The sequence below is a fragment of the Blautia sp. MSJ-19 genome (genome assembly GCF_018918125.1).
Taxonomy (GTDB): domain Bacteria; phylum Bacillota; class Clostridia; order Lachnospirales; family Lachnospiraceae; genus Blautia_A.
In genome coordinates, this window is record NZ_JAHLQA010000007.1 from 95,919 (window position 1) to 109,107 (window position 13,189).

The following is a 13,189-nucleotide window of genomic DNA, read 5'->3' on the forward strand; positions in this document are numbered from 1 at the left end:
GGTGTCTTATGAGTACCTTCCCTTTACGGATTGGAACACCGGACGGACTGCTTTTTGAGGGCGATGTGGAGCGTGTAGTCTGCAGAAGTATCAGCGGTGATATCGCGATTCTTGCAAGACACTGTAACTTCTGTACTGCTCTTGGAATGGGTGAAGCCAGCGTAGTCATGGCAGATGGAAACAGACGGACTGCAGCCTGTATCGGAGGGATGCTTTCTGTCATGAACGGAACCTGCCGCCTTCTCGCAACCACCTGGGAGTGGAAAGAAGACATCGACGCAGAGCGTGCACAGGCAGCGAAGAAACGCGCCGAAGAAATGATCGCCAAAGGCGGCCTCACCGACCAGGAATATAAGATGGCATCTGCAAAACTGCAGAGAGCACTGGTGCGTCTGAGTGTAAAAGAATAAAGAGAGTGAATTTGCAGGGAGAGCTGTGGCTCTCCCTGTATTTTTTGTCGAATGATTTTTCTTGAAACAGAACTCGAAGAGCATATATAATAAAAATATGTATGTGCGAAATTTGACAGATGAATCAGTTTGAATTTTGGGAAAAGTAATATTGTATCAAGTACAGTTGCGGAGGTATAATGGGAAAAGTAATTAAAGAAACAATTCATGCTAATGGAATGGATATTGGGATTTATACACAAGATTTTGAAAATGAATTTATTTCGTTGACAGATATTGCGCGGTATAAAAGTGATGATCCAGGAGCAGTTATTCAAAATTGGATGAGAAATAGAGATGTGATAGAGTTCCTGGGGCTATGGGAAAAACTTCATAATCAGGAATTTAAACCCCTCGAATTCGAGGGGTTTAAAAAACAGGCAGGAGCAAATTCCTTCACAATGTCTCCTAAGAAATGGATAGAATCTACGAATGCGATTGGAATTGTTTCTAAATCGGGGCGCTATGGTGGTACATATGCACATAGTGATATTGCTATGTCTTTTGCAACATGGATTTCGCCTGAGTTCCAACTGTATATCATGAAAGATTATAGACGATTAAAGACAGATGAGAACAGTCGGTTGTCTTTGAACTGGAATTTGAACAGAGAGATTTCTAAATTGAATTATAGAATACATACAGATGCGATTAAGGATAATTTAATTCCGCCGGAATTGACATCTGCACAGGTAGCTTATACATATGCGAGTGAAGCAGATATGTTGAATGTAGTTTTGTATGGAAAAACAGCAAAGCAATGGAAAGATGAAAATCCAACTGTTAAGGGAAATATGAGGGACATAGCAACATTGAATCAATTACTGGTTCTTGCAAATTTAGAAAGTTATAATGCTGTGTTAATTAATCAGGGAAAAAAACAGAAAGAACGTATGGAATTACTTCGACAGTTAGCAGTACAACAGTTGAAGACATTGGAAACAGTAAGCCTAAATAGTCTGCCTAAGCTGGAGGTTAATAAAGAACAGGAAAGAGGGATTTTATGAAGGACACGACGCTTGAAGGTAGAGCGAAGACGAAAAATGGTGTTACAAGACTTGTTTTTTCGGCTGTGTGTATTCTGCTGGAAGTGATATTTATTTTACTGCTGTTTACAGGACTCAATCGTTATGCAGAGGCAATCAACCTGTTTACAAGGGTGTTGGGGCTGATCGTTATTTTGAATATGTATGCATCTCCGGTCACTTCGACAATCAAAATGCCATGGATTTTTCTCATCATGGTATTCCCGATCATGGGGCTTACACTGTATCTGCTGGTTGGTCTGAATGGCGGGACAAATAAGATGCGGAAACGTTATAAGGATATCGACGAACAGCTTCTGCCGCTGCTTCCGGAGAATCATGAGATTCAGGAAGATTTACAGCAGACGATTCCGAAGGCAGGAAATATATCTTCCTATATCCAGAGAAATGCAGCCTATCCTGTGTATCAGAATACAGATGTGGTCTATTATGATGAAGCTGCAAAGGGACTGGAAGCACAGATTGAGGAACTGGCGAAAGCAGAGCATTTTATTTTTATGGAGTACCATGCGATTGAGGATGCTGATGCCTGGCACCGTATCCAGAATGTGCTAGAAGAGCGCGTAAAAGCAGGCGTGGAAGTCAGAGTGTTTTATGACGATATGGGTTCTATTGGTTTTATCAATACGGATTTTATCAGGAAGCTGGAGGCAGTTGGAATCCGTTGCCGTGTGTTCAATCCGTTTATGCCGGGTTTAAATATGTTCCTGAACAATCGTGACCACCGCAAGATTACGGTTATTGACGGCAAAGTTGGTTTTACCGGAGGATATAATCTCGCAAATGAATATTTTAATCTGACACATCCGTATGGACAGTGGAAAGATACCGGCATCCGTCTGGAGGGCGATGCGGTGCGCTCCCTGACAGTGACTTTCCTTGAGATGTGGAATGCAGTCAACGATAAAGATGAGAATGATACGGATTTTGCACAGTTTTTGCCGCAATATCCGTATAAAGCACGGCAGACCGGCTTTGTTCAGCCATATGCGGACAGCCCGCTGGATGATGAACAGGTGGGAGAAGAAGTTTATATCAGCATGGTAAATAAGGCAGAAAAATACTGCTGGTTTATGACACCATATCTGATCATTACCGATGAGATGGCGCATGCAATGACACTTGCCGCAAAGAGAGGTGTAGATGTAAGAATCATCACGCCGGGTATTCCGGACAAAAAACTGATCTACAGTGTCACCCGGTCTTTTTATCATGAACTGGTTAAGGACGGTGTGCGGATCTACGAATGGACACCGGGATTCTGCCATGCCAAAATGAGTGTTGCAGATGACTGTATGGCGACCTGCGGAACCATCAATCTGGATTACCGAAGCCTGTATCATCATTTCGAAAACGGATGTTTTATGACAGACTGTGATGTGGTTCTGGATATCAGAAATGACCTGCAGGAGACGATGAAAGAGTGCCGGGAAGTTACCGAAAAATACCGTACCGGACGCAGTGCATATCTTCGCCTTGGTCAGCTGTTGATGAGGCTGTTTGCGGGACTGTTATAAGTGAATGAGAACAGTGCGGGTGGTAGATTTATTATAATAAAACAGCATGAGATATATATCTGTTAGCATTGACTCACTATAGCTGAATAAAGTACAATAAAAACAGAAAAAATGCAGAATAGAATGAAAGTTACTGTGAACGAAGTGACAGTAGCAATGAAAATAAAACAGACTCTGACGGCAAGGAAATCTCCGAGCGGGAATAGTTGGTGTTGTGAAATTTACAGGACTTCTCTACCCTGACGGTGGAGGAGTCTTTTTGATTTAAGGAACATTACAAAGGAAATTTGGAAAATTTGAAACAGACCTGTCTGCTTTGTTTTATAATCTTTTAAGGAACATTACTTTGTACAAATATGGGGAGGGAATTACGAATGCTTAAAGTAGCGATTTATGGAAAAGGCGGTATCGGAAAATCAACCGTGACCTCCAATCTGGCGGCGGCTTTTGCATCCATGGGGAAGAAGGTCATTCAGATCGGCTGTGATCCGAAAGCAGATTCTACGATCAATCTGCTTGGTGGCGAACCACTTCGCCCGGTGATGAACTATATGCGAGAAGAGGACGAGGAACCGGAGAAGCTTGAGGACATTTCCAAAGAAGGATTTGGAGGGGTTCTCTGTATTGAGACAGGCGGTCCGACACCGGGACTTGGATGTGCAGGAAGAGGAATCATAGCAACTTTTCAGTTGCTGGAAGATTTAAGATTATTTGAAACCTATAAGCCGGATGTTGTGCTTTATGATGTGCTCGGCGATGTAGTCTGTGGTGGCTTTGCAGCACCGATTCGTGAGGGATATGCAGAAAAAGTCCTGATTGTAACCTCTGGGGAGAAGATGGCACTGTATGCAGCAAACAATATTTCCAGTGCTGTGAGAAATTTTGAGGACAGAAGCTACGCGAGAGTTTTTGGTATTGTCCTGAATCATCGAAACGTTGAAAACGAAATCGAAAAAGTGCAGGCGTTTGCACAGAAAAGCAATATTCCAATCGTAGGTGAAATACCGAGAAGCGATGAGATTATCCGCTGGGAAGATCAGGGCAAGACCGTGATCGAGGGAGATGCAGGATCTGAGATCAGCAGACGCTTTTTTGACCTGGCAGAAATACTTTTGAAAGCAGAGGAAGAAGAATGAGCAGAGCCTATTATTGTACAGTAGAAGAATTAAATGAGCGTGGGAGGGACAATATTCCGGAGCAGTTCAGATCAAATATGCATCTGATATACAGCTCTCCGGCGACACTTGCCTTTAATTCTCCGGGAGCAGAGGGGTTCGGTGTAAAGAGAGCCGGACTTGCTGTTCCGGATTCGATCATGCTGATCGTGGCACCGGGATGCTGCGGGCGAAATACATCCCTGATCAGCTCCATGCGTGAATATGATAATCGATTTTTTTATCTGATGATGGACGAGACAGATATCGTGACAGGCCGTCATCTCAAGAAAATTCCAAAAGCAGTAGAAGAAATCTGTAACAGTCTGGATAAGAAACCATCGGTTGTGATGATTTGTATCACTTGTGTGGATGCACTTCTTGGCACAGATATGGAGCGTGTCTGCCGTAAAGCGGAGGAGAAGGCGGGACTTCCGGTGCGTCCGTGTTACATGTACGCACTGACCAGAGAGGGGCGGAAACCACCGATGGTACATGTACGACAGTCTTTATATTCTCTTCTTGAGCCGGCAAAAAAGAAAGGAAATGTTGTCAATCTTCTGGGATTTTTTTCGCCGCTTGTGGACGACTGTGAACTGTATGATCTGCTTCACGGTGCGGGAATCAAGACAATCCACGAGATATCCAGATGCAGAGATTTCGAAGAATATAAGATCATGTCGGAGGCGAATTTCAATCTGGTCCTGCATCAGGAATCACGCTTTGCGGCAGAGGACTTTAATGACAGACTGAAGATTCCGTTTATTGAGTTACGACGTTTATATCAGACAGATAAGATACAGAATCAGTATCAGGCGTTTGCGTCTGTACTGGGCGTTTCTTTCGAACTGGACAAGTATCGAGAAGCAGCAGAACAGGCAATCGAGGACTTTCGAAAAGTCTGTCCGGATGCATCATTTGCCGTCGGGGAATGCATGAACGGAGATCCGTTTGAACTGGCACTTGCCCTTCTGAAATACGGATTCAAAGTACCGGAAATCTATGGAACGATCACAGTAGAGAACTTCGTATATATGAAACAGCTTGCCCTCTTAAGTCCGGAAACAAAAGTATTTTCCAATATGGAACCAACCATGATCTACTACGATCCGGCGCAGAGCGGTGTAAACATCACCATAGGCAAAGACGCCCTCTACTACCACCAGGACTGTCCGGGACTGATGTGGAACCAGGACGAGCAGCCGTATGGCTTTGCAGGGGTGAGACGGTTGTTTGAGGCATTGAAGGGTGTATGTGAACGATAGAGTTCAGACGGTCAGGAAATTTGGTGCGGAGTAATTTGTAAAGATTATACTGTAGTTAATAATGGGGCATCTACAGAAATGTGGATGCTCTTATTTGAATTAGTTTGAGTAGGGACTTGATTTTGATGCAAATGAAATGAGACTGGACAATCTTTTTCGATTAAAAGATGATTCACTTGCATTGGTTGATTATGAAAGTACGTATGATTATGAGGATAAGATCAAATATCTGAATTATATTGTGCGTACTTTAAAGAGATGTAAAGTGTTTAAGGATTCGAGGCAGGTTATTCGGATGATTGTGATTTATACAGGAGAATCCCTATTAGAGCAGGAACAAATGCAGTTTATAATTCTGCCATTAATTTACAAAGGCATAGAAGAAAAACAAAACTGCATTCAGCGATGTTTCGAAATGGGAAAAAGGATCGAAAGCAGAGAAATACAGACGTTTGTATTTACCGGACTTCTGGTGTTTACAGATAAAGTAATCCGAAGAGAAGATTCAGAAAAAATCAGGAGGTGGCTCGAGATGACACAGGTTGGACAGATCATAGAAGAAGAGATACAGCAGGCGGTTGCAGAAGTGCGAAGACAGGCAGATGAAGAAAAGAAAGAAGCAGTACAAAGTGCATCAAAAAATGCAAACTACAGTACTGCTCAAAAGATGTTGGCGTGTGGGATTTCCATAGATCAGATTCTGCAGTGCATTGATGGACTGACAAGGAGGGAACTTGAAGCGATGAAATAAAGAAAATAATTGGAATATTCATGAAAAGGCATGTATTTACGACTTGAGATTGCAGGTAATGGATGGGAATTTCCTGTGAACAGTGGTACTGAATAAAAAGTGGTTGCAGATTATAGAAATTGCGAATAAAATAGTAAAAAATCCTGAGAATAGTGAAGCTTGGAATAAAGTATATGGGGGGAGCAATTTCTATGAAAACAGTAATCATACACGGGCAGAACCATAAAGGAAATACATACATGATCGCGCATGAACTGGGTGAGAAAATCGGAGGAGAACTTAAGGAATTTTTTCTTCCCAAAGATTTTGATGAACCTTGTCGGGGATGCTGGACGTGTTTTAATAAAGATTTAACGCATTGCCCGCACTATAAAAAACTAAAACCTCTGGCTGACGCTATGGATGAGGCTGATGTGGTAATTCTGGCAAGTCCTGTTTATGTGTATCATGCGACAGGGCAGATGATGGCTTTTCTTGATCATTTTGGTACAAGGTGGCTTGTGCACAGACCTGATGAACGTGCATTCAGGAAACAGGGAGTAGCTGTCGCGACAGCAGCTGGAGGCGGAATGAAAAGTACGGTAAAAGATATGTATCACAGTATGTTCTTCTGGGGTTATCCGAGAATCTATCGTTTGGGTGTGGCTGTTCGGGCCTCCAAACCAGATGAGATTCCGGAGAAAATCCAGCAGAAGATTCACAGAGAAACAGATCACCTGGCTGCAAAGATAAAGAAAAATCATGGTTCATTTGCACCTACATTAAAAACAAGAGTATGGTTTATGATGATGCGCTGGATGCACAAAGTTTTCTGGAAATTTGAACCGGATTATTCATACTGGGAAGAGCACGGCTGGCATGACAGAAAACGTCCGTGGAAATCTTGCTAAATGAACAAAAATGCAGAATTATATATTATATATGGTCTCTCTATTTTGATGGTAGAGAGACCTTTGATATTTTTAAATACTAATGGCAAAATTACTGTAAATGCAAAGTAACAAGAGCGAATAGAGGGAGAAAGTGTCGAACGATTTTTCTTGAAATAAAGGTATGAAAGCTTATATAATATCTATATTCACATATGAAACTGATCTGAAATTCAAAAGGCAAATCAGCCTGAAATTCCCTAAAATTAAGAGATTTTCAAGAAGAATGTTGAAGTCTGAAAGCAGAACATATATAATATAATTATAGAACAAAATGTAGTAAACATTCTTTGAGAAAAATTTATATCAGAAGATTCATACAGGCGAATCTTTATCGGAGCAGGAACAAATGCAGTTTGTAATTCTGCCATTGATCTACAAAGGCATAGAAGAAAAACAGAACTGCATCCAGCGATGTTTCGAAATGGGAAAAGAGATTGAAAGCAGAGAAATACAGACGTTTGTATTCACCGGACTTCTGGTGTTTACAGATAAAGTGATCCGAAGAGAAGATTCAGAAAAAATCAGGAGGTGGTTCGAGATGACGAAGGTTGGACAGATCATAGAAGAAGAGAAACAGCAGGCGATTGCGGAAGTGTGGAGACAGGCAGATGAAGAAAAACAAGAGGCGATAAAAGAAAATGCAAGAGGAACTGCACAGAAGTTATTGAAATGTGGAATTTCCATAGACCAGATTCTACAGTGCATCGATGGACTGACCAGAGGGGAACTTGAAGAGATGAAATAAAATTCAAATAACCAAAGTAACCCTTGCGGAAAATATATGGCAAAACGAATGTGTTAGCGTTGACTGACAACTTGTGTATGAGATATAATAAATTCTAACAGCAGACAGGATGATTTGATCTACCTGAATGCAACTACACAGACACGTTCAAATTTTATAAATACTAAAGAACAGACTCTGATGGCGAGGAAACATATGTATAGGGGTTACTTGTTCACAAGTAGTAACCCGCGAGGCGTTTTGCCATGAATATGGCAAAATCCCGAGACATACAGGGCAAAATCCCATCACCGAAGGTGATTTGGAATGGATTTTGACCAAGTTACTGTGAACGGAGTGAACAGTAACTTATAGGACCGGGTAGGTCACTGCAGATCCGAGCAGGAATAGTTGTTGGCATGAATTTACAGGACTTCTCTACCCTGATGGGCGAGGAGTCTTTTTGTGTATAAGGGGGAAAATAATGAGAGGACTACGGAAATACCTGACGCCATTCGCACCGGACCAGTCAGGTGCAGTATCGGTACTTTTTGAACTGGGAGGTATTGTGGTGATCTGCGATGCCGGGGGATGTACCGGCAATGTATGCGGATTTGATGAGCCACGTTGGTTTGAACAGAAGAGTGCAATTTTCAGCGCCGGACTTCGAGATATGGATGCGATCCTTGGACGTGATGACCGTCTGGTGGAGAAGCTTGCAGATACGGCACAGAAGGTGGATGCAACGTTCGCGGCAGTGATCGGAACTCCGGTTCCGGCGGTGATTGCAACGGATTATCTGGCATTGAAACGTATGAGCGAGAAGAAGATAAATCTGCCGATCCTGACCGTTGATACAGATGGAATGGAACTTTATGACAAAGGTGAGGAGAAAGCTTTTGTGGAGCTTTTTAAAACTTTTGCGACAGAAAAATATCCAGTGGAAGAACGCAGGATTGCTATCCTCGGGATGACTCCGCAGGATGTCAGCGACCTTGACGCGGCGGAAAAAATACGTGCTCTGTATTACCAGAAATATGACCAGCGGGCGATCTGTTACTGCATGGGAGACGGGCTGGAAGAAGTAAAAAAAGCTTCCTCAGCGAGCAGAAATATCGTGGTTTCTCCGGCGGCACTTATGGCGGCAAAATATCTGGAAAAAACATTCGGAACGCCATATGAAATGCATTATCCGCTGGTAGAGGAACTGATTCCGGATATAGATTATACCGGCAAAAGAGTTCTTGTCGTACACCAGCAGGTAATTGCAGATTCCATCCGTAGAGAATTGTTAAAAAAGGGTGCAGAAACCGTCCAGACAGCAGGGTGGTTTATGATGAAAAAAGAACTTCTGGCGGACGGAGATGTTCTTCTTCGGGACGAAGATGACTACATAGAACTGGTACAAAATGGAGAATATGACATCATTTTTGCAGACGGATGTATGGAGCGTATGACACCGGAATTTAAAGGAATATTTGTAAATACAAGGCACTTTGCAGTATCAGGGAAACTGATCGGGAAGTAAAGTCAGCTGATCACGAGCAGACAAGCATAAATAAAAAATCCTGCTGTATCTATGGAGTGATATAGCAGACTGGAGAAGAGTATGAGTGAAGAAATCACCAGACAGATCCGCGTTTACGGAATCGTACAGGGGGTAGGATTCCGACCAACTGTCAGCCGTCATGCGGCCACGCGGGGCATTCGTGGAAATGTCTGTAACAAGGGACCTTATGTGGAAATTTATGCACAGGGATCAGAGGAAGCGGTCAGAGGATTTATCTCAGATATCCAGAACCGGCCGCCGAAACGTGCAGCAATCCTCAAGGTAAATGTCGAAAATGTAGAGCATCCGGAAGCGTATACACAGTTTGATATCATCGAAAGTGAGAAGACAAAAGGAGAGATTTTTGTCTCACCGGACATCGCGATCTGCGATGAATGCAGGGCGGAAATGTTTGATTCCAGGAACCGGAGATACCTGCATCCGTTCATCAATTGTACCTGCTGTGGACCGAGACTGACGATCCTGGATTCGCTTCCTTATGACAGAGAACGGACCAGTATGAAAGAGTTTCCAATGTGCCCGGACTGTGCGAAAGAATACCATGATCCGGCGACCAGAAGATACGATGCACAGCCGGTCTGCTGCAATGAATGTGGTCCGGAAGTATACCTGATCGGCAGAGAAGAAAGAGGCAGAGCTGCGATCACTTATGCGAGAAAAACAATCGCAGAGGGCGGCATTGCTGCGATCAAAGGCATCGGAGGATTCCATCTCTGCTGTGATGCTTCAAATGAGGCAGCAGTCAGCCGTCTGCGTGAGCTCAAACATCGTCCAATGAAGCCATTTGCAGTGATGGCAAAAGATCTCGAAGCAGTCAGAAAAGAATGCAAAATAAGCGAAGAACAGGTCAGAATCCTTGACGGACATCAGAAACCTATACTGCTTCTGGATAAGAAAAAAGAGGCTGCGATCCTCTGTCCATCCGTGGCACCGGGCAACCCCAAAATTGGAGTGATGCTGCCATATGCACCGGTACAGCTTCTGATTTTTACTTATGATGACGGAATCGAAATGCCGGAATTTCTGGTAATGACCAGTGGAAATACATCCGGCGCACCGATCTGTCGTGACGATCAGGAAGCAGAGGCAGAACTGTCTGGATTCTGCGACTGTATGCTGTCCCATGACCGCAAGATACGTATCCGGGCAGATGATTCTGTAATGGATTTTTATGAGGATAAACCATATATGATCCGCCGCTCCAGAGGTTATGCACCACTTCCGTTTATGGTTTCCACACCGTATCGGGGACAGGTACTTGCAATCGGTGGAGAACTCAAAAATTCTTTCTGCATTGGTGTGGATAACCGTTTTTATCCGTCCCCATATGTGGGGGACCTGGAAGATCTGCGCACAGTAAAAGCACTTCGTGAGACAGTCGGAAGACTGGAAACACTACTGGAAGTGGAGCCGGAGATCATATGCTGTGACATGCATCCGAAGTACAATTCCGTGATGGTTGCAGAAGAACTTGGATTACCGGTAGTGAAGGTACAGCACCATTATGCACACATTCTTTCCTGTATGGCAGAGAATGACTGTGCGGGTCAGGTGATCGGCGTATCTTTTGACGGAACCGGCTATGGAACGGACAGTACGATCTGGGGAGGAGAGATCCTTCTGTCAGATCTGAATGGATTCGAGAGAGTAGGAAGTGTCATGCCATTTCTGCAGATCGGCGGAGATGCTTCTTCAAAAGAGGGATGGCGTATCGCAGTTTCTCTGATCTATGGAATGACAGGTGACAGGGAAAAAGCATCTGAAATTATAGAGAAATTAGGACTTTGTACGAAGCAGGAAGCAAACGTACAGTTTACCATGGCAGACCGGAAGATCAATGCCGTTATGTCAACCAGTGCAGGCCGTTTGTTTGACGGGGTGAGCGCGATACTTGGAATTCGCAGGAAGTCCACATTTGAGGGTGAGGCTTCCATGGCACTGGAATTTGCTGCGGAAGAGTATCGGGATGCAATGCTTGAAAAGAAAAAACAGCAAATTTTGGAACGTGAAAAATATAGTTTCCATAAAGTGAATACAGATGCTCTCGTTGAAAATAAAAATCAGCCAGATATAGAAGATGAAAGGTATCTGAAACAGACTGAGGACAGAATAATTTTTAACAATAAACGAAGGACTTTGGAAAGTGATCGATTACTTCTCAACACAGAATCTTTGATAAAAGAAATTTTGAACAGCCGGTTGAATGGTGAAGATTCTGGCAGTCTGGCATATTTTTTCCATCAGGAACTTGCCCGTCAGATCACGACAACCTGTGTGAAGATCAGAGAGCAGAGTGGCTGTAATAAAGCGGCTTTAAGCGGTGGCGTTTTTCAGAACCGGCTGCTTCTGGAACTGACCGATCATATGTTGAAACAGCAGGGATTTGAAGTGTTGAAACATCAGCTTGTGCCGCCAAATGACGGTGGAATCGCACTTGGACAGGCAGTATATGCGATGGCATATCTTGAAAGAAATAAAAGGGGGACATTACCATGTGTGTAGGTTTATCAGCAAAAGTAGTAAAAATCAGTGAAGGAACAGCAGTTGTAGATGCTGGCGGAGCCAAAAGAAAAGTTTCCGCACAGCTTCTGGAAGACCTGGAACCGGGCGATTATGTGATGGTCCATGCAGGTGTTGCAATCGCAAAGATCACTGATGAAGATGATGACGAAACAGATCAGTTAATGGAGGAACTGCTGTAATGGGAGAAGAGAAAAAAAGAACTGCCCGCGAGATCATAGAGAACTACGACGGACCGGCAGTACGTATCATGGAAGTCTGTGGAACGCATACACATGAGATCTTCCGGCTGGGAATCCGCAAACTTCTGCCGCCGCAGGTAGAACTGATCTCCGGCCCGGGATGTCCGGTCTGTGTGACACCGGTTGGATTTATTGATGAGGCAGTGTGGCTGGCACTGGAAAAAAATGTAACGATCTGTACCTTCGGAGATCTGGTACGGGTGCCGGGAACGAAGATGAGCCTTGCAGGAGCGAGAGAAAAAGGCGCAAAGATCCGTATCGTTTACTCCCCGGCAGATGCAGAAAAATATGCACTGGAACATCTGGAAGAACAGGTTGTATTCCTGTCTGTCGGATTTGAAACCACAACACCGGCAGAATGTCTTTCTGTAAAACAGGCGAAAAAAGACGAACTTTCCAATTATTCTCTGCTGATGGCAAACAAGGCCATGCCGCAGGCATATGAGGCACTAAAAGGAAGCGCAGATGTTTTTCTGTATCCGGGACATGTCAATGCGATCACAGGAACAGAACTCTGCGAACATCTGACAGAAGAAGGAGTCAGTGGCGTTGTTGCCGGATTTACTGCGAAAGAACTTCTCACAGCACTTGCAGTTTCCCTGGTGAAATTCCAGGAAGGAAAACCGTTCTTTGTAAACTGCTATCCAAGAGTCGTGAAACCGGAAGGAAGCCGCGAAGCACAGCAGCTCACCGAAGAAATGACAGAAGCCTGTGACAGTGAGTGGAGAGGGCTTGGTGTGATTCCGAGATCAGGTGTCTGTCTTAAAAAAGAGTGGAGCGATTTTGACGCAAGAAAGAAATACAATATTCCACCGATCCAGGGTAAAGCAAACCCGGCATGCAGATGCGGCGATGTCCTGCAGGGCAAATGTAAACCATCCGACTGCAAAGTGTTCGGCAAAGTCTGCACCCCGCAGCACCCGGTAGGTGCATGCATGGTTTCAAATGAAGGTGCATGTTCAGCTTATTACGCGTATGGAGATAATACCAGTGCTACCAGGGGTTAAAGTTCCAAATGC

At 43.9% G+C, this 13,189-nt stretch carries 12 protein-coding genes; all 12 read left to right on the top strand.

Annotation, left to right across the window (positions count from 1 at the left end):
- The first annotated feature begins 8 nt into the window (after nt 1-8).
- The 12 genes from atpC (at nt 9) to hypD (ending at nt 13,177) form a co-directional block, all read left to right on the top strand.
- Entirely contained in the window at nt 9-410 is a 402-nt protein-coding gene (atpC, locus tag KQI91_RS03585; protein ID WP_022213586.1) for an ATP synthase F1 subunit epsilon, read from the top strand.
- Nucleotides 411-589: 179 nt separating this feature from the next.
- Nucleotides 590-1,456 carry a KilA-N domain-containing protein gene (locus KQI91_RS03590; protein ID WP_216391510.1) on the top strand — a complete coding sequence of 289 codons (867 nt, stop codon included), beginning with the start codon at nt 590-592 and terminating at the stop codon, nt 1,454-1,456.
- Nucleotides 1,453-3,012 (top strand): cardiolipin synthase, encoded by a 1,560-nt coding sequence (gene cls / locus KQI91_RS03595; RefSeq protein WP_216391511.1) that lies wholly within the window; start codon nt 1,453-1,455, stop codon nt 3,010-3,012. The genes KQI91_RS03590 and cls overlap by 4 nt, the downstream gene beginning before the upstream one ends.
- A 374-nt stretch (nt 3,013-3,386) precedes the next feature.
- Nucleotides 3,387-4,148, top strand: coding sequence for a nucleotide-binding protein (locus tag KQI91_RS03600; protein ID WP_216391512.1), 762 nt, complete (start codon nt 3,387-3,389; stop codon nt 4,146-4,148).
- Complete coding sequence (locus KQI91_RS03605) at nt 4,145-5,431, top strand: nitrogenase component 1 (RefSeq protein WP_216391513.1); 1,287 nt, start codon at nt 4,145-4,147, stop codon at nt 5,429-5,431. The genes KQI91_RS03600 and KQI91_RS03605 overlap by 4 nt, the downstream gene beginning before the upstream one ends.
- Before the next feature lie 136 nt (nt 5,432-5,567).
- On the top strand, nt 5,568-6,182 hold the full coding sequence (locus KQI91_RS03610; RefSeq protein ID WP_216391514.1) for a hypothetical protein: 615 nt from the start codon (nt 5,568-5,570) through the stop codon (nt 6,180-6,182).
- A gap of 191 nt (nt 6,183-6,373) precedes the next feature.
- Complete coding sequence (locus KQI91_RS03615) at nt 6,374-7,072, top strand: flavodoxin family protein (RefSeq protein WP_216391515.1); 699 nt, start codon at nt 6,374-6,376, stop codon at nt 7,070-7,072.
- A gap of 388 nt (nt 7,073-7,460) precedes the next feature.
- Nucleotides 7,461-7,859, top strand: coding sequence for a hypothetical protein (locus KQI91_RS03620; RefSeq protein ID WP_216391516.1), 399 nt, complete (start codon nt 7,461-7,463; stop codon nt 7,857-7,859).
- Nucleotides 7,860-8,322: 463 nt separating this feature from the next.
- Nucleotides 8,323-9,366, top strand: a complete 1,044-nt coding sequence (locus KQI91_RS03625; protein ID WP_216391517.1) for a nitrogenase component 1 — start codon at nt 8,323-8,325, stop codon at nt 9,364-9,366.
- Between the two features lie 81 nt (nt 9,367-9,447).
- A complete protein-coding gene (gene hypF / locus KQI91_RS03630; protein WP_216391518.1) occupies nt 9,448-11,910 on the top strand; it encodes a carbamoyltransferase HypF in 2,463 nt (820 codons plus the stop codon).
- The gene (locus KQI91_RS03635; protein ID WP_022213579.1) at nt 11,901-12,110 is read left to right on the top strand and encodes a HypC/HybG/HupF family hydrogenase formation chaperone; all 210 of its coding nucleotides are present in this window, start codon (nt 11,901-11,903) and stop codon (nt 12,108-12,110) included. Before hypF ends, KQI91_RS03635 begins: the two co-directional genes overlap by 10 nt.
- Entirely contained in the window at nt 12,110-13,177 is a 1,068-nt protein-coding gene (hypD, locus tag KQI91_RS03640; protein ID WP_216391519.1) for a hydrogenase formation protein HypD, read from the top strand. The genes KQI91_RS03635 and hypD overlap by 1 nt, the downstream gene beginning before the upstream one ends.
- The last annotated feature ends 12 nt before the right edge of the window (nt 13,178-13,189 follow it).

Excerpts from the sequence above, each read along its gene's own strand:
- hypF (WP_216391518.1), top strand. The coding sequence starts at position 9,448 with ATGAGTGAAGAAATCACCAGACAGATCCGCGTTTACGGAATCGTACAG.
- KQI91_RS03620 (WP_216391516.1), top strand. The coding sequence starts at position 7,461 with ATGCAGTTTGTAATTCTGCCATTGATCTACAAAGGCATAGAAGAAAAA.
- KQI91_RS03610 (WP_216391514.1), top strand. The coding sequence starts at position 5,568 with ATGAGACTGGACAATCTTTTTCGATTAAAAGATGATTCACTTGCATTG.
- atpC (WP_022213586.1), top strand. The coding sequence starts at position 9 with ATGAGTACCTTCCCTTTACGGATTGGAACACCGGACGGACTGCTTTTT.
- cls (WP_216391511.1), top strand. The coding sequence starts at position 1,453 with ATGAAGGACACGACGCTTGAAGGTAGAGCGAAGACGAAAAATGGTGTT.
- hypD (WP_216391519.1), top strand. The coding sequence starts at position 12,110 with ATGGGAGAAGAGAAAAAAAGAACTGCCCGCGAGATCATAGAGAACTAC.
- KQI91_RS03605 (WP_216391513.1), top strand. The coding sequence starts at position 4,145 with ATGAGCAGAGCCTATTATTGTACAGTAGAAGAATTAAATGAGCGTGGG.
- KQI91_RS03590 (WP_216391510.1), top strand. The coding sequence starts at position 590 with ATGGGAAAAGTAATTAAAGAAACAATTCATGCTAATGGAATGGATATT.
- KQI91_RS03615 (WP_216391515.1), top strand. The coding sequence starts at position 6,374 with ATGAAAACAGTAATCATACACGGGCAGAACCATAAAGGAAATACATAC.
- KQI91_RS03635 (WP_022213579.1), top strand. The coding sequence starts at position 11,901 with ATGTGTGTAGGTTTATCAGCAAAAGTAGTAAAAATCAGTGAAGGAACA.
- KQI91_RS03625 (WP_216391517.1), top strand. The coding sequence starts at position 8,323 with ATGAGAGGACTACGGAAATACCTGACGCCATTCGCACCGGACCAGTCA.
- KQI91_RS03600 (WP_216391512.1), top strand. The coding sequence starts at position 3,387 with ATGCTTAAAGTAGCGATTTATGGAAAAGGCGGTATCGGAAAATCAACC.